The organism is Flavobacterium sp. TS_SC_5, assembly GCF_056156265.1.
Genome location: NZ_CM149588.1, coordinates 2,079,091 through 2,098,842, shown reverse-complemented (window position 1 = coordinate 2,098,842; position 19,752 = coordinate 2,079,091). Strand labels below are relative to the sequence as shown.

The window sequence follows — 19,752 nt, the reverse complement described above, 5'->3', positions numbered from 1 at the left end:
AACCATTCCCCACTCTATTTCAAATTTTTTATTTCCATGCTTGCATTTATATTTTGCGGCAGTTTACAAGCGCAAAAAACGAAAGGAAATTTATTCATCATTGGTGGCGGACATCGATCTGATACATTGATGACGCAATTAGTAAGACTGGCGGATTTGGGGAAAAAAGATTATGTGGTTGTGTTACCAATGTCAACCAAAGAACCGGATAGTGCTTATATTTATTTCAAAAAGCAATTCGAAAAACTGACCCCAAATCCAATTATTATGTTAAATTTTAACAATACAACCGCTTTTAATAAAGTGCTGAACGATTCCTTGCAAAACGCCAAACTAATTTTCATTAGCGGAGGCGATCAATCACGGTTTATGAATGTCGTTAAAAACACTCCTACATTTACAGCAATTCATCACGCATACAAAAACGGAAGCACAATTGCTGGCACCAGCGCCGGAGCGGCAGTAATGTGTGAGCACATGATTACGGGAAATCAGAAATTAGAGTCCAAATACACCGAAACTTTTAACAATATCAGATACGATAATCTGGAAACAACAATCGGTTTGGGACTTATAAAAAACGTGATTATCGACCAGCATTTTCTAAAAAGAAGCCGCTACAACCGTTTACTCTCTGCTTTGGTTGAATTTCCAACTCACATAGGAATTGGTATCGACGAAAGTACTGCGCTGATTGTTCGCAATAAAGAAATAGAAATTGTTGGCGAAAGCGAAGTTATTGTGGTCAAAAAACCGAAAGGAATTGCCAGATCTAAAAAAGAAAATTTAGTAAGTATCAAAAACTTAGAAATGGCTGTGTATCACGAAGGTCAAAAATTTAAAATTTAATAAAATGAAATATTTTAAGAATCATTTTGCGCTAATAATGGTAGTTTTTTGTTTTAGTTTCTCGATGTTTTCGCAAAAAATATCAAATCAAGAAATAGAAAGACTAAAAAAAATATCGCAACAAGTCACTATCATCAGGGACAATTGGGGAATTGCGCACATTTATGGCAAAACAGATGCTGATGCCGTTTTTGGAATGTTATATGCCCAATGTGAAGACGATTTCAAACGTGTAGAAATGAATTATATTGAAAAACTCGGGAGACTCTCGGAAATCAAAGGACAATCGGTTTTGTATAATGATTTAGAAATTAAACTTTTGATGGACACTGAAGAAGCTAAAGCCGATTATAAAAAAGCAGCGCCTTGGTTAAAAAAATTATTAAACAGTTATGCGGACGGAATCAACTTTTACCTGCACAATCACCCCGAAGCAAAACCCGCTTTATTGACTCATTTTGAACCGTGGTTCCCGTTGCTTTGGACCGATGGAAGCATTGGGGCCATAAGCACCGCTGATCTATCAACCGGAGAATTGAAAGCTTTCTACTCCGGAAATACCGATAAAGTGTCGTACATAGAACGCGAAAAAGATGTGCAAACCGGGTCTAACGGATTTGCAATTGCTCCTTCAAAAACTGCATCGGGAAATTCTATTTTATATATTAATCCACATACTACTTTTTATTTCAGACCAGAAATACAAATGAGCAGCGAGGAAGGATTGAACGCTTACGGAGCAGTAACTTGGGGGCAATTTTTCATTTACCAAGGATTTAATGAAAACTGTGGCTGGATGCATACCTCCTCAAATGTGGATGTAGCGGATATGTATGCCGAGAAAATCGTGACCAAAAATGACAAACTATTTTACGAATACGATAATAAGTTAGTACCGGTTATCGAGAAAAAAATAACCATCAAATATCTGGAAAACGGGAAATTGATTCCTAAAACATTCAACACCTATCATACCAATCACGGTCCAATTATGGCCAAAAGAGATGGAAAATGGATTAGCTTAAAATCGAACAATCGTTCGATGAAAAGTTTGGAGCAAAGTTGGATACGAACAAAATCAAAAAGCTTTGCAGACTACAAAACAGCAATGGATTTGAAAGCAAACACCTCAAATAATACCGTTTATGCTGATAAAGAAGGAAATATTGCGTATTGGCATGGAAATTTTGTTCCTGTTCGGGATAAAAAACTGAATTGGTCAAAAGTGATGGACGGCACAACACCAGCAACACAATGGAAAGGATTGCACGAAGTGTCAGAAACGGTACATTCTTATAATCCGATAAACGGTTGGTTGCAAAACTGCAATTCTACACCTTTTACTGTAGCGGGTGAAAATAGTCCAAAAGAAGAAAACTACTTGCCATACATGGCACCGGATGGTGAAAGTTTCAGAGGATTAAATGCCGTACGATTATTGAGCAAAGGCCATAAATACACTCTCGACAAAGTAATTGCTGACGGTTATGATACTAAACTGACGGCTTTTGAATTTTTAATTCCAGCGTTAGTTTCTAGTTTTGAGAAAAATATTAGCGTTGAAGATCAACTTTACGCAGAACTCTCAGAACCGATATCGCTACTGAAAAATTGGGATTACTATGCCAAAGAAAATTCTGTTGCTACAACTCTGGCCGTGGAATGGGCTTATAAATTAGATCCTATTATTCAAAAAGTATACACAGATGAAGGAGAACTAGACCAAGTTGAAAACACGATGAATTTTACAAAAAATGCTTTTCCAGACCAACTTATTCCGCAATTGCAAATGGTAGTGAATGAATTAAAAATTAAATTTGGAACCTGGCAAATTCCTTGGGGGGAAATCAATCGTTTCCAAAGAATTTCCGGCGACATTAATTTGATTTATAACGATGCTCTTGAAAGTTTGCCCATTGGTTACGGACCGGCACTTTGGGGAAGTTTACCAGCTTACAAAAGCAATTACCAAAAAGATACTAAAAAACGCTATGGATTTAATGGAAATAGTTTTGTCTGCGCGGTCGAATTTGGACCAAAGATAAAAGCCAAATCAATACTTGCAGGCGGGAACAGCGGTGATCCAAAATCGAAACATTTTTACGATCAGGCTGAAATGTATCGAAAAGGACAGTTCAAAGACGTCTTGTTCTACAAAGATGATGTCCAAAAAAATGCCGAAAAAACCTATCATCCGGGAGAATAAGAACTTCTCGGTTCATTATAAGAATTAAAAATACAGTTATCAATTAAAAAAATCGCAGTTATAATTTCAGAATAAATTAATTGAGATATTTGAAAAAAAAACAATCAATATGAAAAATATTTTCTTTGCCTTATTAGGATTTCTTTTGTTTTCCAATGGTGCTTTTGCACAATTAAAAGCTGTAAAATACACAGACGGAAATCAAAAATTAAACGGACTATCAATTGCTCCAAAAAAAGGAAGCAAAACTAAACCTGGAATCTTGATTCTTCCTGCTTGGAAAGGTATTGATAACCACTCCAAACAATCAGCAGAAAAATTGTCAAAAATGGGTTATTATGCATTTGTAGCTGATATTTATGGTGAAGAAAATTATCCAAAAAACACGCAAGAAGCTGGAAAACAAGCTGGTTTTTACAAAACTAATTTTGCTGATTATCAAAGACGCATTCAATTAGCTTGGGATCAATTAATAAAATCGGGCGCAAATCCGGATAATATTGTAGTAATTGGATATTGTTTTGGAGGAACAGGAGCACTTGAAGCAGCAAGAGCAGGAATGAAAATTCAAGGAGCCATTTCTTTTCACGGTGGTTTAGGTCGTGATGCTTCGAGAGTAAACAATCCAATCACTGCAGAAATTTTGGTTTTACACGGCGCTGATGACACGTATGTGCCAGCTGCAGAAGTAGCCGCTTTTCAACAAGAAATGAGAGATACAAAAGCAGAATGGGAAATGATCTATTATGCTGATTCTGTTCATGCTTTTACAGATCCAGAAGCTGGAAACGATAATTCTAAAGGTGCTGCTTACAACGAGAAAGCTGCCAAACGTTCTTGGGAACGCATGAATTCTTTCTTAAAAGAAGTTTTGAAATAATTCAGAAAATATATATTTTTCAAAAACAGTATAAGTTCCATTTTTTTGTTAGTTTTATCTATTGAAATTTAACAGAAATCTAGAATTTATACTGTTTTTTTTTATGTCAAAAAGTAAAATCAGAACCGACAAAACCTGCCTCAATTGCAGATATGTGGTTGAAAATAGATTCTGTCCGAATTGTGGACAAGAAAATACCGATACTCGAAAAACGTTTCACCACCTCTTTATCCATTTTTTTGAGGATTTAACACATTATGAAAACGCTTTTTGGCGCACTATAAAAAATCTTTTATTCAAACCTGCTGCGCTAACTAAAGAGTACCTTTCCGGAAAAAGATTGTCTTATTTAGCTCCTGTTCGGCTTTATATATTTATCAGTTTTATCACGTTTTTAATAGTTGCCATTTTCCCCAATAATGTTAATTCTTCTGATAGCACTCCAAAAAAGGAATCAACCATAACCACAAAAAACAAATCATTCCAGAGTACGATTTCCAAAAATGATTCTATAAAAAATCATCAAACTGAAGTCGAAGAACAAAATCAAATATTCAATTTTGGATATGAATCAGTCGAGCAATTAGACTCCATCCAAAAGCATGCACCCGAGTCTGAAAAATTATCTGATTTTAGTTATTGGATGAATAAAAAAATTCAAATCGTTAAACAGGAAAACACGACGGATGAAATTATTAAAAAATTCATTAGTTCCTTCACCCATAACTTGCCGAAAGTTCTATTTGTATTCATGCCTCTTTTCGCTTTTTTTCTTTGGTTATTCCATAATAAAAAACGTTGGTATTACTTTGATCACGGCATTTTTACTTTACATTATTTCTCCTTTTTATTATTGATTTTTCTGCTTTTGTATCTCTTAAACAAAGCGTTGTCTCCATTTACAGAATCAAGTTTTGTCACTTTCGTACAGATTATAGTTAATTTTATTGGTATCGGATGGATGATTTATTATTTTTATCCCGCCCACCATCGCTTTTATAGCGAAACACGCTTGATATCTTTTATAAAAAGTAGCCTGTTATTTTTTCTAAACTTTATTCTTATCTTAATTATTCTATTAATTTTTGCTATATACACCTTTATTAATTTACATTAAAAAATGAAAAAAATCCCTTTATTAGGTTTAATGGTTATTTTAACCATAAGCTGTACTTCTCAAAAAGCGAGTGTCACTCTTGCCGACCCAACGAAATTCATGAATACAATTACTGCTGATGAACTAAAAACGCACCTTTATATTGTTGCTTCAGACGAAATGGAAGGCCGTGAAACTGGTTCAGCAGGCCAAAAAAAAGCAGGTGTTTACCTCATCAATGAATATAAGAAAAATGGTATCAGTTTCCCAACTGGGGCATCTGACTTTTACCAAAAAATTCCGGCAGCTTTCCTGAATGCAAAGCGAAATGAAAACTTACCAGATTCAGAAAACGTTTGGCTTACATTGAAGGATCTGAAAAACCAAATGAAGTCCTCGTAATTTCTGCCCATTACGATCACGTAGGCACAAAAAACGATGAGATTTATAACGGTGCCGATGATGATGGTTCAGGAACTGTTGCTTTACTTGAAATCGCTCAGGCGTTTCAAATCGCTAAAAAAGCAGGACATGGCCCAAAACGTTCTATTCTGTTCCTTCATGTAACCGGCGAGGAACACGGATTGCATGGCTCAAGATATTACTCTGAAAATCCGTTATTCCCGTTGGCGAACACTATTACTAATATCAATATTGATATGATAGGCCGTCGTGATGAAGCTCATGCAGCAAGTAACAATTACGTTTATGTGATTGGAGCAAACCGATTATCAACTGATTTAGACAACATCTGCACCATTGCAAACGCGAAATACATCCAATTAGATCTGGATTATAAATACAATGACCCTAAAGATCCAAACCATTTCTATGAACGTTCAGATCATTACAACTTTGCTAAAAATGGCATTCCATCCGTTTTTCTTTTCAACGGAGTGCATGCTGATTACCATAAACCGACGGATAGTCCAGACAAAATTGAATATGATGCGTTAACTAAAAGAGCGCGATTTGCATTTGTAACCGCTTGGGAACTAGCTAACCGTGACGAAAGACCTATTGTAGATAAAAAATAGATTTCCTCTTCGGGCACATCCACGCTTTCACTAGCGTTACAGCATGGTCGGGCTATCCGTTACAATCTTTATCGTCTCGTTAACAAACGAGACAATAAAGGATTTCCACTACTATCCCTTGTGCAAACCCCATAAAAAAAAGAGCTTTGAATCACTTCAAAGCTCTTTTTTTATTCTTCATTTATTAAACGCTTTCGTCGAATTGTATTTTATCCACGCTATCAATTTTATACAAAGGCTTTTCAAGAGGTAAGGTAAAGTAAAAAGAGGTTCCTTTTCCTTCTTCACTTTCAACCCATATTTCTCCATCATTTCTTTCTAAAAATCCTTTAACCAATAATAGTCCAATTCCGGCACCTTTGTTATCTTTCCTTGCTTTCGAAAGTGTACTCATTTGCGGAGTGAAAAGTTTTTCTTGAACATCTTTAGACATTCCAATTCCGCAATCCTTAATCTGAATTATGAGCATTTCCGATTCAATATTTGCTAAAACCGAAATTTCACCTTCGGGCAAAGAATGCTTTATAGCATTAGAAAGTATATTTTGAAAAATGGATAATAACATTTTTCCATCAGCAAAAACAGTGGTATCGGGTTTAATTTCATTGTGAAAAGTAATCGCATTCAAAGAAGCCGTTTCATGCAAGGACTCAAAAACTTTTTCTACATAATCACACAACACAATTTTTGTGGGAGAAAACACCTCAGATGCATATTTGATTCTTGCCCATTCCACTAAATTATCAAGCATATTCAACTCATCGACAGCTGTTTTTCTGAAGTAAATCAAGCATTTCTTTTATCTTACTGGATTCTAATCTGTCTAGATTTTTTTTCAAATATTCCGCCGTTCCGATAATTCCGGATAAAGGACTTCTTAAATCATGGGAAACTATGGCAAGAACATTCTCTTTATGTGTATTAAGATCTTCCAGTTCTTTTACATATTTTTTTATAGCATCCTCTGATTTTTTTCGCTCCGTCAGATCTCGCAGGATTTTAACATATCCTAACATCTCCCCTTCACTGCCAATAAGCGGAAAAACTAAACCATAAGCATAAAATTCGCTCCTATCCTTACAAATATGCAATCTGTTATCTGTTGCTCTTCCTTCTTTTAATGCTGTTTGAATTTCTTTTTGTGGAATACCATTATTTATATCTTCTTCCGTGAAAATCAGATCAAAAGGTTTTCCTATAATTTCATCTGTTTCATATCCAAATATTTTTGTTGCACCTGAACTCCAGCTGTTAATTATAAATTCATTATCAAGAGTGAAAATCGAGTAATCCTGTAAACTATCTATTATTTGGCTATAAAATTCGGCAGTTGGAATGTAATTACTTTTAAGAATTTTAGAACTGATTTTCTCTTTTTCCATTAAATTATATAAATAATATTTAAAATTTTGAAAGCTTATATTAGTTTGATTTAACTATGCAATGTGTTCAAAGATACACAAAAGGAATCGTGTTTCTGTAAACAAAAACTATTAGCGCTAACCTCGCAATCCAAACAGTATGAGCTTTCCAATTTTGTTTGAAGCAAAATTCTATAGGTCTGCTTTAGTTGTTCACTTACATTTTATTCTTTTACAATATTCAAGCCAATAAAAATAGCTTCATAATCTCACGACACTTTATTCCACAAAAAAAGCCTCGAATTTCTTCGAAGCTTTTGCTTTCTGGGTGGGAGACGGGGCTCGAACCCGCGACCCTCGGTACCACAAACCGATGCTCTAACCAACTGAGCTACAACCACCATTTGCTTAGCGGTGGCAAATATACGACATAAGTTAAAAAGTGGCGCAAAAGTGGCAGATAATGAGCTATGAATTCAAAAATTTAAGAACCTTCAAATTAAATGATGGTCGAGTTGGCATCTCTTTTTATTATGATAATAAGCGATACCGTTTTTTTAATGCAAAAGTAATTGGAGAGGATTACTCCCCTAATACTTGTGAAAAAAAACATCTAGAAAAAGAACTTCAACTAATGTTACAGTCATTTTCAAAAAAATTAGATAAAGGTTGGAGACCAGTAAAAGAACTAAAACTTATAAAGAGTAAGCAAATTGATATTAATGTCATTGAAGCCTGTAGATTAAGCTTTCAACAAAAAATGAACTCTGATTATAGTCCACGCTATAAAAAAGATTTAACCTATGCACAAAAAAAACTAATTGATTATTTAATGTCCAACAATTATAATAAATTGATGCTGAGTGAATTTGACATCACCATAATTAAGGCTGTATTGAATAACATTAGCGAATCTAAGCGTGTACAGCTAAATTATAAAAGAAACTACTCATCTTTATTTTCAGAATTCTACATCAAATACAAAATAACCAATCCATTTCCATCAGTTAAATTAGTCAAACAAGAAGAAGTACTTCATAAGCCTATTATTGAAATAAAATCGGTACTTGAAGAGTTAGCAAATAGAAACAAAAATCTACATCTTTGTTGTATTTTAGCCTATGGTTGTTTACTGAGACCCCATCGAGAAATTCGAAATCTTAAATGGGGTGATTTCAACGAAGATTGTACAATTATTAGTCTCTCAGGTGCTAGAAATAAAGGAAAAAAAAATAGAATAGTTCCTGTCCCTAAATTTATTCAACAATTTTTAGTTAAAGGAGAAGAAGAACATAATATATTTACAAATACAATTGAAGCCTTTAATGAAGATTACTTCAAAACTTTATGGGGCAGGTACAAAAAGGAGTCTAAATTGATTAAGACAGGTAATACTCTTTATAGTTTCCGACATACTGGAGCTATAAACGTATATGAAAAAACTGGGAGTTTGAGTAAATTACAGCAAGTAATGGGGCATAGTAATTTGAATGTGTCGTTAACTTATTTAAGAGGATTGGGTGTTAAACAATTAGATGTTGAGGATATGCCTGATTTGTAAATAAAGCTTAATACAAACCATTAAACAATTAAAGAGTTATGCTGATATCCACAAAAATCAACCTTCCTCTGGAGGAAAAGTTCAATCTTTTAATTAAGAATAGAATTAACAACAGCTATGTAAATGAAGATGGAGACATAATCAATATTTATTCTTCTTCAGAGATAATCAATAAAGAGCTTTTAGAGAAAGGAATAGATTATAAAGATAAAGCTATAGATGATATAATATTAGAATTAAGGTCAAAAAACCATCCTAAATTAAGAGTCCAGAACAGAGACTATTCGGAGGAGCTATGCATTTTAGAGGATTATCTGTTAGAGCTGTCGTTTTATCTACACGATTATGATTACGACAAGATGAATCCGATTTTACAAAATGAATTTAAGAATCTAAGGCAATATTCTGACCTTTTAAGAAAACACAGGTTTAATTTTTAATCTTAAAATTTAGTAAATCTTTTGGTTCGATTTCAAAAGCGTTGGCAATTTTGACTAGTGTTTTGATTGTAGTGTTCATTTCAGCCCTTTCGATTCGTCCAATGGTTGTTTTAGGTAAATCACACAAGTCAGCGAGATTTTGTTGCGAGATTTTTTTTACCTCCCTAATCTGCCGAATGTGAACACCTAAATTTACTAGAAAATCTTGACCTGAAATCATATTCAAAGGTCAACAACAAATAAAAATTATTTGAGTGCATATATGCGTCCAATTTTTTATATTTGAAAAGAAAATAATACAAATGAGGAATCCCGTAAAGATTCTAATTAGTCCTAACTGATATTTGTAATTAAAGAATGTTGCTAATCAGATAAACTATTTTTATAATAAATAGATAAACACCTAAGAAATCTCAAATTGAGTATAAAAACCAAAAATTATGAAAAAGTCACTTTTAATAATATTATTAGTATTTGTAAGTCTATCGTCCAATTCACAAACGATTAGTTTAAGTCAACTTATATCAATTCACAAAATGACTGACGTAAATTCTTCTGACAAGTATTTGAAGGATAAAGGATGGGTTACTTCGAGTAGCGATGATGATGCTATAAATTATGAGAACAAATATGGAGATATTATTATAATTTCTCTTTATGAAGGTTTAGCAACTAGCGCAAGTTTCACCTCAGCAGAATTGCGAGATTCTTATTTTAAGCAGATTAAGAATTTCGGAGGGGTATTAAGAGACATTACAGGTAATGGAGATGTTTCTGTCATGAATTACAAAGGAGGATTGTTTGATTTTATGTTTACAATAAAATTGTTACCTAAGAATAAACAATTATATACTGTAACAGTTTGTAAGTTTAAATAGATAATAAAGCATGGTAAATTGCTAAGTGGAAATTCTTATTAAATATCAGATTAAGTTATTCTATAAACCAACAAATAAATTATGCAAACATTCAAAATTATTATCGGAGTTATTTTATTAATTGCAGGAATCAATGTTATGATAACAATGGCAGGCGAAGAACAAGGTGCGGGCTTAGCTGGAGCTTTTACAGGTTTTATTATCGTTGGTGGATTAGGTGGTTGGTTAATCTATAGCGGTTCTAGAAGAAATAGTATGAGAAAAATACTTGTTTACTCATTGTTTTTACTTTTTATTCTTTCCTGCAACAAAAAAGCAAATTCAGAATTTGAAGTCGAATCAGCAATAGAATCTCCTACTTCATCTGATGAAAACAACAATCTAGAGAATAATGTTGCTTCCAAAAATAATTTAAAGAAATTTGTTTATGTTCTTATAAAAATCAAAACTCCAAAATTGGATTTGTATGAATTTGAAGGTGTATACACTGTAGATGAGAATATTAATCGTCATGAAGAAATTCCTGCCAGAACAATTTATTCAGCGAAATGGGAAGAAAGCGTATATTCAACTGACATTATGGAAATTGAAAATTATAATGAAGATGAAAAGTATAGAATGGTAGATAATGCCGAAAACAATATCAGTCTTCAACATAACCTATCATCATCTGATATGAATTTTCGCTTAGAAATTGATGCTAGATGTAAAGATAATACTGAAAGAGAAAGATTAAAAGAAAACAAGTCACAAATAACCAATAGTGAGGTTTATGTTTTTGATTCTTACGCTGAAGCGAGTCAACATAAACGTGAAAACACTACCGCTAATTAGTTCTGTAATTACTATATGAAGAATTTTATAGTATTACCTCTATTATTTTCTTTTCTAATTTCACATTCACAAGTGGTTTGGAAAAGTACTAAATACAATTACTCCCTTGAAATTCCATCGGGATTTTCAGTTTCTGAAAGTGTTGGAGCAAATGTTGATTTCAAAGCCAATAAAGGAAGAAATTTAGTAGTTATCGTTGTAAAATCGATACCTAAAGAAGATGAAAAATATGCAATTTGGGATGTTGTGGGCAATTTAGATACCTACGGTAAAGAATGGGAAAATGGAGCTAAAGAGTATTTACCAAATCAAAAATTCAAAAAGCTTGGGAAGACAACATTAAGTAATCAACATACATTTTGGTATGATTACACAACCGAAAACCCCCAACTTTACTCAAAAACGTATCAATTGAAAAAAGGTGTCATTCTTTACACAATCACATTAACTTGTGAATTAAGGGATTTAAACTATTTTTCTCCGATTTGGTTTAGATTTAAGGATAAGATAATTATTAAATAATAACAAAGTTTACTAAATGAAAACAACTATAACACAAAGAAATTTTAAACCACTTTATCATTTTTTAATCATTCTATTTTTATTTTTGTTAATACGGCAATATTTTGTTGTAAAAATAAGTGATATAGCAAAAATAAATTCTCAACTTTATTTAACTAATGTAGAATTAGGAAAGCTAGGACACCCAGAATTTCAGCAGTCTTACGACTCTTTATATATTCAGATTCGTTCTTTTGAGGAATATTTTGGAGTAGCAATCGTATTGATATCATGTGTAATCTTCTATTTTATTTCAACATATCTTAAATCAATAAAAGCTAAATTTTTTGCGTTTTTAATTGAACTTTGTTTAGTATGGGTGGTATTTTCAATGACAACTTCGGAATTGAGGTTAAATGCTCTTGAGGATGATAAATATTTTATCTCCTTGTTGATTTTTTTACCTTTCCTATTCTTCATTTATCATAATTCAATTATTGGAAAAACAGTTGATATTTCAAATGAAATAAAAGGAAAAACCGAACAGTTACATAATGAGGATTTAAATGATTTAGACAACCTTTTTAAATTAAACTTAATTTCTGAAGAAGAATATAATAAGAAAAAAGACTCCCGAAGAAAAGATAAGATAATAGTTGAACTTAAAGATTCGGAGGAATATAATTTATTAGTAAAGTCGAAACAAAAAGGTTTACTAACAGAAGATGAGTTCAAAATAAAATTTGAGAATTTAGTAAATAATGAATATAAAAAAACATTATAATTCTGCTATTTTTTTTGTGAAAAACTTAATTTTCTGCAGACAGAATAATCAAGTCTCACTTATAATCAAAACACGAAATGATAAAAAAATCACTATTTACAATTGGGATTGTAAGTTTATTTTCAATTGTAGTTTACGGACAAAATGAAAATAATTTTGAACGTATTGCGAAAAAAGAATTCTTAATGGAAAATTCTCCAGAGGTAGAATTTGATTCAATCGAAAAAGCTATTAGAAAATCTTTAGAAGTAAAAAAGTCAGATGAGATGGAACATCCCTCAGATTTTAACCCTACATCCGATTTACTTTTTGGTGAAAGTGCAGCATCTGACGTAAAGCCTTCGTTAGAGAGGAGAAACTACAATATCGAAGAGGCTTATGACCTTACAAGTTCAGGAAGGTATGTAGCCAAAAATGATAGTTCAGATAGCATTGGAGATTCATATCATATTCAAACTCCAAGTATTCCTTTTTTAATAATACTTGGTATTTTGTTGATTGTTGTTTATGAAATCGTATTTAAAAATCGTGATAAATCACAAGATTATAAATTGACTCAAGAATACAAGAGCGTCAGTAATAAAGGTAAGGTAAAGCTAGATATTCTGTCAGGCATTGATAAATTAGTTAAACAAGTGTGTAAAACTGCTCCTCAAGGATTGGAAGGTTTATTTATCAAAGGAGCTATAAACGACAGGTGTGACTCTCTGCTTAAAAATAAATCAGTTATTGCAGTTCAAAATAATATGTCTGTTTCGAGTGTGGTATATATGATTGAAGAATGTCGTAAGTCTGCTATTAATTATTACATTGGTTAACCAATTACTATGAAATTAACTAAATGGAATAAGTTTTTTTTGATTTGCATTTGCTTTACGTTATCTATCCTTGGATTTATGCTAAAGCTTCCATCAATTTTTAGACATTTTGATAAAGAATTGCATTCTGCATTTTATTTTATTGCAGCTGCATTTTTAAATATAATATTTGGAAACAAAAAACTCTTAAGACACATATTAATATTTACCATTCTATTCTTGTTCGGAATAGCTATTGAGCTCGCTCAAGGTTATTCAAATAAGTTTTTCCATAAAAGAATTCATGGACGTTTTGACCCTCAAGATATACAATCTAACCTAAAAGGTTTAATTGCATTCTCAATTCTCTGGATTGTATTTCTGGCTTTAGAAGTTGTTTACAAAAGGTGGAATACAAAAAAACTGAATTGACACTTTCTCATTTTAATTGAGGTTTTCTCTCGAAATATAGCGTCTTGATTTCTTTTTTGTGTTTTATTTGAATTCTAAATATTCTATCAGGGGTTTAAATATCTGTATCAGAGATGATTAATGGATAATATTTTTTTAAACGGATTATCATCTAATAAGTACTGAATTTCTGAATTTTCCACAATGATTACTTTAGTTAAAAATGACTTTGTCAAATGTTTTGAGTATGACTTCCCAAAAATAAAACCCGCCTACAACTTGTATAGGCAGGCTTATTTTAAAAGCTATGAGAGCTTAAAATTCAACTAGGAACAAATTAGCATGTCCACTGTTACTTTTGATTCGAATTGTGCTTTCTGCATTGGGAAATAAATATACCGCTTATTTTAAACAGTGATTTCTGTTTTTTCTTGACCATCCATGCTGCTCTTCTAGTTCCAATTTTTCAATTCTTGACCTAATTGCTCCTTCCGTCCGTCCAAAGTGTTTTGCCACATCCATAACATTCCAACCTTCCCAATAAATTACAGTGAGTTCGTTATCGAGTTCCTGTGTCCATGGTTTGTAGGCAGCTTTGTAATTAACTCTTACTTTCTCAAAAGTGTATGCCTTATTCGGTTCAGTTTCTGTAATGTTTTTTTGAAAGAATTGATTTTGTGTTGTTGTACACAGTTTTTCTTCGGTTTTCACATTTGTTATGATACTGATTTGTTTTGATGTTGGAAAGTTATCTGGTATTAATCTCTCAGGAATATATATATTGTTTTTTGTTCTTGTAATAGCTACATATAAGAGATTTATTTCTTCATTAAGTTTTGCATATTTTAGGTCATCACTTTTATTGCTAGTAGTAACCCACTCCAATTTTTCTTGCGAAATGAAGTCATCCACAATTTCAACAGAATCATATTCCATTCCTTTGCAACGATGAACAGTTGAAAAAATAATTTCAGCATTTTCCTTATCATTATCTCCAATATGTTTTTCTTTAATTGCCTCTATAATACCATAAATTTTATTCCCATATTTCTTGACAATTTCAACCATGATTCTAAGTTGAACATCTTTAGTCTTATCTATATATTCTTCAAGACCCTCAATGTTTTTCATTTTTTTGATAAGTTCGTCTTTTATTAATCTGTGCTTGTTATTGTAAAGATTTAATACATCGTAGAGAGAAGCACCTTCTTCTGCGTAAGTATATGAATTTATGTTACCTTCAAAATAAATATTTTTAACCGTTGGCTTTTCTGTCACATATTCAACAGCTTTTGCTAATAGTCCTAGGTTTGTTCTAGCAATTACTGCTTTGGATATTGTTTTTTCTCCAATGCCTTTGCCTATAATTTGGGAAGATGCTTTTAAATTAATTAATTCTTTCCATTTTAGTACTTCCATTGCAACGTTAGCTATGTCTTGGTTAAATCTAAAGCTAGTGGATAGATTGAAGTTCTTAAAGTTTACTTTTTCAAGAGAATTAATGGCAAAACGCCATCCATAAATTTGTTGGTGAGTGTCTCCAACAATCACCTTTGTGGCTTTCTGTTTTAAAAAAATATCAAGCATTGCTGCAGATGCATCTTGTCCTTCGTCAAAAAGAATATAGTCGTAATTAAGTTCTGGATTTGAAAGTTGAAATTTTTTAAGATAAAAATCATGAGTAATTTCAATTTCTCCTCTATCCATCATCCTCAAAAGCAAACTTGCCTTTTCTTCAATGTGGTGGTATAAATTAGACACCAATGCTTTTTCATTTGAGTCTGACACAATTTCCAAATAGTTCAAATCTTGCAGGTGGGTCTTTTCACTATTACAGAAGTAAGCAATAAACCTATTGATGTGGTTAGCAACAATGTATTTAGCATGTTTTTCTCCATTTCCATCCAACCCAAGTATTTCAGCAATTTCATGTGTTTTGTAATCTTGATTTCTTACTTTATATTTATTTTTGACATCAATGTACTGGTAAGCAAGTGAATGAGCTGTTTCCACCTTTACATTGTCTAAATCCTTTTTAATAAATTTTTTGGTCGCATTCATTTTTACAGACTTATTGAACGCTAGATAAAGGATTTTGCTCGTCTTTGGTCTTGCCTTTGCATACTCAATAATGGTTGTAGTTTTTCCAGACCCCGCAACAGCATTTATTTTGATATCACCAGTTGAGTAGACAATGTCGTATTGTTCTTTTGTTAATTGCATATTCTTCTAATATTTTTATTTATTGGTAGTTTTTTTGAATTATAAAGCCTGTTAAAAGACTTAAAATAGTTGATGAGTGACAAAATACGAAGCCGTTTTTCATCACTTGGCTAGATAAAAAACAAATTATTTGTGACTTAATCTTCTATGAAGCAATTTGATTTTTAGTATCTAATTCAGAGTACTCTACTGTTAAGTTTGGTGATTCTCCAAGTAATTCTTTGAACTTGCTTTCCATGAATTCTTTTAATTCACGCACATTGCTACTTGAGGTCAATATGCAATCGTGGAGCGTAAAAACTGGAATCTTACCTTTCTGTAGTTTGTCATATTCTCGGGCTATATTATCTATCATAACCTTTGCTTCAAACTGAAAACACAAATAAGACAATTTTTTATGTCTGTTTTTTAGATTCCAATTTAATTCTTCGCTTTGAACATCTTTAAATTCATTTAGAAATTTATGAATAGTTGGATATAACTTTTTAAATACTAATTGTTCAAATTTGTAAGAACTAGATTTCGCAAATAACATTGACAGTAGCCCCTTTTTAGCAAATTTTTTAAGTTCTTTAATGTCACCATCGAAGTAATGGTTAAACTGCTTATTGAATTTGTATTGGTAATATTTCAATACTTTTTTATAGTCCTTTCCCTCGGATTCATAAAAAGATTGGTCTAAAATCAAGTTGCTAAATTGCTCATAAAGCTTACCCGTTTTAACAGCATGCCCAAACTCCTGAAGCTCCGTTTTATCTAGGTCTCCCGTGATTTTATCGAAGATATAAATGATACTATTAGAATACTGATAATCGGTTAATTTACTTAATTTATTATTTAGGTAATAGTTCATAGTTACATAGAGAAAGAAGGGGACAGCAGAGGAAATGTCGACCTCCGCCAAAAATTCGCCCTGATACTGTAAATATTTACGGGTTTTTTTCGACAGCCTTGTAATGTTTGAGTGAACTCTCCCATCAGTATTAGTTTTTAATGTCATTGTATGTTCTCCATTCATTATATTTACTATGTTTTTGGCATTCCTAAGGCGTTTTTTTTGCTCTTGAGCATTTGCTTCTTCTATCGCATCAGAGGGGCTAGAAACGGCTAATTTCCCATTATTGAAATACTTAGTTAGAAAGTAATAATTAAGTCTAATCGCCTCATTTTTTGAGGGGTTTACAAATTTTTGCTTATACATATTGATTAGTTTGTAATCTTTGATGGTATAGAGTTCAAAACCTCCATCAAAATAATAATCAGTTAGCCGATACTCAAACGGATTTTTGCCAACATTATAACGAGAACCTTTCAATACATTACCAGTTCCACTGTTATTATCAAGTAAAAATCTGATGTATTTGTGGTAATCCCTACCAATTATTCGTTCCAATAGTTTAGAATGCAATCCCACCTTTTTCAAATTATCCCTTTCGTGACCTAATATTATCACTAAATGAATGATTAGATAGGCACGTTCAAAATCAAATTTAAAATCAGGTTGGTATTTATTTACCAAATATTCAAGGTTTAGTTTTTTGGGTTTTAATATATTATAAGTTTTCATTTTTTTTTAAATTTTAGACATAGCGCAGCCGTTACAATGTGGCTACATCGCTTATGTTGTTTGTTTTTAATGTTTTAATGTTTAATTATTTGGCATATTCCCTCATTCACGAATAAGATTTCGTGGGTTTTTTTGCCGAAGTAAAAGGGTACGTCAAAAAAGATGAAGATTTCCAACCCAGTAAAAGAAATAAAGATAAATTGAAAAGATTAAGCTAAAACAAAATTGAAAAGTTGTGTTTTGGTAGCTTACTTGATTTTGTGTAATTTTTTTGAAATGTATATGAACAATACATACACCTTCTGAGAAGTGGTTTTTTTTCATTTTCATACTTTTTTATTTGACAATTAGCCTTTATTTGACATTATGCCCGTATCATTTGACCACCTTTTAAAAATCTGTATGATAAATTAGGTTGGTATTCTGTTTTAGCAGAATTCTGGATACATTATTTGTTATTATTCCTTAGTGATTTTTATTAATTTTACAAGGCAAATATACGTCAAAAAAAGGACATACGCAATAGCTAAGTAATTGTTTTTAAGCTAACTAAGCTAGTTTAAAATAAAAAAAAGACAAATAACTATAATTCAGTTATTTAAGTTTTACGCTAGTTAAGATGAGTAAAAATTAAGAAAATTTTAACTATTTTATTTTTAAAATAGGAGAAAATAAGTGCTTAAATAAATATTTTATTGGCGGTTTTTTATTGAAAATTACAGTCATTGAGAAAATCAGCTAATAATTTATGTAGGATTTTAAAACAATACGCCATGCTATTAAGTCTAAAAAGTTTTACAGATACAATACTATGTAGTCCAGTACCATATGGGGGCGTTGATAAATAGTTTTTACCCCCACCCCCGTCTAATTTTAATCAATTTCATTTTCAAATCTATAGACAAATAGGTTTTCAAATTAAACATGGGAAATTTTTTGATATATAAAATTATTCATGACAATATAAAATAAGAGCGCACAATAAAAGCTCAGCAAAAAATAAGATTAAGTAAATACTACATTCTGGCAAATGTCAAAGAAGAAGGAATAGGAACAATTAACATAGTATAATGATGATTTAATGATGTAATCTAGTAGGGTAAATATTAATATATAGGATTGGAAATGATATTGGGGAGGAGCGTGAAAAAGAAACTTCATTGAGTTGAAGTAAAAAAGACTATTTTATTGTTGGATTGGAATTGAAATGCTTTTATTGATAAAAAGGAACAATTATTAGTGGCGCAAAAGTGGCAGTATACTTAATGGAAAACAAGTTTGAGGAAAGAATATAAAATCGTATCTTTGAACTTATTAATCAGTCACTTTTTGGTTTAGTAAGTATGTCAAAATGGAGATAAGGCTTGTGTTTATGGGGGTTTCCGTCACGACACTTTATTCCACAAAAAAAGCCTCGAATTTCTTCGAAGCTTTTGCTTTCTGGGTGGGAGACGGGGCTCGAACCCGCGACCCTCGGTACCACAAACCGATGCTCTAACCAACTGAGCTACAACCACCATTTGCTTAGCGGTGGCAAATATACGACATAAGTTTACTTCTGCAAATATTTTTTTCAAAAAATTACTCGAAATTTACATCAAATCTGCTAAGCTATTGACTGCCAAATATCTTTCTACAGTAAAACCTTCCGCATGATCTACTCCTGTGAGCCTTCCTAGATCCCTGGAACGGTAATTCAGGCTTTCCAGAAAATTTTTACTCGAAATTGGCGATTCCGGTTCGTTTGAATTTGCATCATAAAACTGCGAACTGTAGGCTAAAATTGACTCAATTTTTTTATCAGTAAAGCCAGTAATATCAACCACAAAATCCGGCTCAATATTTTTCCATTGTATGTAATGGTAAACTAATTTGGGTCTCCAAGCCGTTTGTTTCTCTCCTTCTAATGAAGTTTCAATTTTCGTTAATCCAGATAAAAAACAAGCATCTGATACTAATTTACTTCCCTTTGCATGATCAATATGGCGGTCATCAATCGCATTACACAAAACAATCTCCGGTTGATACTTACGAATCATTTTTATAATTTCCATTTGATGTTTTTCGTCATTGACAAAAAAACCATCGCGCATTTCTAAATTTTCACGCACTGAAACACCAAGAATTTTTGCAGCTGCATTCGCTTCCTGATCCCTGATTTCCGCCGAACCACGAGTTCCTAATTCACCGCGGGTCAAATCAATAATGCCGACTGTTTTACCTAAAGAGATTTCTTTTAAAATGGTTCCTGCACAACCCAATTCCACATCATCAGGATGCGCACCAAAAGCAAGTATGTCTAATTTCATTTAAAATTCGTTTAATGT

The 19,752-nt window shown here is 32.1% G+C and carries 18 protein-coding genes, 2 tRNA genes, 1 pseudogene and 1 riboswitch; of the genes and pseudogenes, 13 read left to right on the top strand and 8 right to left on the bottom strand.

What is annotated here, in order from left to right:
- The first annotated feature begins 36 nt into the window (after window positions 1-36).
- The 5 genes and pseudogenes from AC0J6S_RS09340 to AC0J6S_RS09320 all read left to right on the top strand — a co-directional run bounded on the left by AC0J6S_RS09340 (window position 37) and on the right by AC0J6S_RS09320 (window position 6,068).
- On the top strand, window positions 37-849 hold the full coding sequence (locus tag AC0J6S_RS09340; protein ID WP_474953562.1) for a cyanophycinase: 813 nt from the start codon (window positions 37-39) through the stop codon (window positions 847-849).
- Between the two features lie 4 nt (window positions 850-853).
- Entirely contained in the window at window positions 854-3,055 is a 2,202-nt protein-coding gene (locus AC0J6S_RS09335) for a penicillin acylase family protein (RefSeq protein ID WP_474953561.1), read from the top strand.
- 109 nt (window positions 3,056-3,164) lie between these two features.
- A complete protein-coding gene (locus AC0J6S_RS09330; RefSeq protein WP_474953560.1) occupies window positions 3,165-3,935 on the top strand; it encodes a dienelactone hydrolase family protein in 771 nt (256 codons plus the stop codon).
- Window positions 3,936-4,038: 103 nt separating this feature from the next.
- The gene (locus AC0J6S_RS09325; protein WP_474953559.1) at window positions 4,039-5,052 is read left to right on the top strand and encodes a DUF3667 domain-containing protein; all 1,014 of its coding nucleotides are present in this window, start codon (window positions 4,039-4,041) and stop codon (window positions 5,050-5,052) included.
- A 3-nt stretch (window positions 5,053-5,055) separates the two neighbouring features.
- Window positions 5,056-6,068 (top strand): annotated as a pseudogene (locus AC0J6S_RS09320) (M28 family metallopeptidase).
- A gap of 184 nt (window positions 6,069-6,252) precedes the next feature.
- On the opposite strand, the gene AC0J6S_RS09315 reads toward AC0J6S_RS09320, so the two are convergent.
- The 3 genes from AC0J6S_RS09315 to AC0J6S_RS09305 all read right to left on the bottom strand — a co-directional run bounded on the left by AC0J6S_RS09315 (window position 6,253) and on the right by AC0J6S_RS09305 (window position 7,831).
- Window positions 6,253-6,858, bottom strand: a complete 606-nt coding sequence (locus AC0J6S_RS09315) for a sensor histidine kinase (protein WP_474953558.1) — start codon at window positions 6,856-6,858, stop codon at window positions 6,253-6,255.
- Entirely contained in the window at window positions 6,827-7,450 is a 624-nt protein-coding gene (locus AC0J6S_RS09310) for a PAS domain S-box protein (protein ID WP_474953557.1), read from the bottom strand. The genes AC0J6S_RS09315 and AC0J6S_RS09310 overlap by 32 nt, the downstream gene beginning before the upstream one ends.
- Before the next feature lie 305 nt (window positions 7,451-7,755).
- Window positions 7,756-7,831, bottom strand: a tRNA-His gene (locus AC0J6S_RS09305).
- Between the two features lie 61 nt (window positions 7,832-7,892).
- Here AC0J6S_RS09305 and AC0J6S_RS09300 point away from each other — a divergent pair.
- Together AC0J6S_RS09300 and AC0J6S_RS09295 are read left to right on the top strand one after the other, a co-directional pair.
- Complete coding sequence (locus tag AC0J6S_RS09300) at window positions 7,893-8,990, top strand: tyrosine-type recombinase/integrase (protein WP_474953556.1); 1,098 nt, start codon at window positions 7,893-7,895, stop codon at window positions 8,988-8,990.
- A gap of 38 nt (window positions 8,991-9,028) precedes the next feature.
- A complete protein-coding gene (locus tag AC0J6S_RS09295) occupies window positions 9,029-9,430 on the top strand; it encodes a hypothetical protein (RefSeq protein ID WP_474953555.1) in 402 nt (133 codons plus the stop codon).
- Here AC0J6S_RS09295 and AC0J6S_RS09290 read toward each other — a convergent pair.
- Window positions 9,420-9,650: a helix-turn-helix domain-containing protein gene (locus tag AC0J6S_RS09290; protein WP_474953554.1), complete on the bottom strand. Its 231-nt coding sequence runs from the start codon at window positions 9,648-9,650 to the stop codon at window positions 9,420-9,422. The two genes, AC0J6S_RS09295 and AC0J6S_RS09290, sit on opposite strands and share 11 nt — an antisense overlap.
- A 316-nt stretch (window positions 9,651-9,966) precedes the next feature.
- Between AC0J6S_RS09290 and AC0J6S_RS09285 the strand changes: the two genes are divergently transcribed.
- The 6 genes from AC0J6S_RS09285 (at window position 9,967) to AC0J6S_RS09260 (ending at window position 13,656) form a co-directional block, all read left to right on the top strand.
- The gene (locus AC0J6S_RS09285; RefSeq protein ID WP_474953553.1) at window positions 9,967-10,308 is read left to right on the top strand and encodes a hypothetical protein; all 342 of its coding nucleotides are present in this window, start codon (window positions 9,967-9,969) and stop codon (window positions 10,306-10,308) included.
- Between the two features lie 81 nt (window positions 10,309-10,389).
- A complete protein-coding gene (locus tag AC0J6S_RS09280; RefSeq protein ID WP_474953552.1) occupies window positions 10,390-11,142 on the top strand; it encodes an MntP/YtaF family protein in 753 nt (250 codons plus the stop codon).
- 15 nt (window positions 11,143-11,157) lie between these two features.
- Window positions 11,158-11,664 carry a hypothetical protein gene (locus AC0J6S_RS09275; RefSeq protein ID WP_474953551.1) on the top strand — a complete coding sequence of 169 codons (507 nt, stop codon included), beginning with the start codon at window positions 11,158-11,160 and terminating at the stop codon, window positions 11,662-11,664.
- A 16-nt stretch (window positions 11,665-11,680) separates the two neighbouring features.
- A complete protein-coding gene (locus AC0J6S_RS09270) occupies window positions 11,681-12,427 on the top strand; it encodes a hypothetical protein (protein WP_474953550.1) in 747 nt (248 codons plus the stop codon).
- A 77-nt stretch (window positions 12,428-12,504) separates the two neighbouring features.
- On the top strand, window positions 12,505-13,245 hold the full coding sequence (locus AC0J6S_RS09265) for a hypothetical protein (protein ID WP_474953549.1): 741 nt from the start codon (window positions 12,505-12,507) through the stop codon (window positions 13,243-13,245).
- Window positions 13,246-13,254: 9 nt separating this feature from the next.
- Entirely contained in the window at window positions 13,255-13,656 is a 402-nt protein-coding gene (locus AC0J6S_RS09260) for a hypothetical protein (RefSeq protein ID WP_474953548.1), read from the top strand.
- A gap of 381 nt (window positions 13,657-14,037) precedes the next feature.
- Here AC0J6S_RS09260 and AC0J6S_RS09255 read toward each other — a convergent pair whose 3' ends face one another.
- The 4 genes from AC0J6S_RS09255 to bshB1 all read right to left on the bottom strand — a co-directional run bounded on the left by AC0J6S_RS09255 (window position 14,038) and on the right by bshB1 (window position 19,734).
- Window positions 14,038-15,858 (bottom strand): UvrD-helicase domain-containing protein, encoded by a 1,821-nt coding sequence (locus tag AC0J6S_RS09255; RefSeq protein ID WP_474953547.1) that lies wholly within the window; start codon window positions 15,856-15,858, stop codon window positions 14,038-14,040.
- 145 nt (window positions 15,859-16,003) lie between these two features.
- Window positions 16,004-17,425 (bottom strand): hypothetical protein, encoded by a 1,422-nt coding sequence (locus tag AC0J6S_RS09250; protein ID WP_474953546.1) that lies wholly within the window; start codon window positions 17,423-17,425, stop codon window positions 16,004-16,006.
- 344 nt (window positions 17,426-17,769) lie between these two features.
- Window positions 17,770-17,877, bottom strand: a riboswitch (SAM-I-IV-variant riboswitch).
- Window positions 17,878-18,867: 990 nt separating this feature from the next.
- Window positions 18,868-18,943, bottom strand: a tRNA-His gene (locus AC0J6S_RS09245).
- Between the two features lie 74 nt (window positions 18,944-19,017).
- On the bottom strand, window positions 19,018-19,734 hold the full coding sequence (bshB1, locus tag AC0J6S_RS09240) for a bacillithiol biosynthesis deacetylase BshB1 (RefSeq protein WP_474953545.1): 717 nt from the start codon (window positions 19,732-19,734) through the stop codon (window positions 19,018-19,020).
- Window positions 19,735-19,752: the final 18 nt, after the last annotated feature.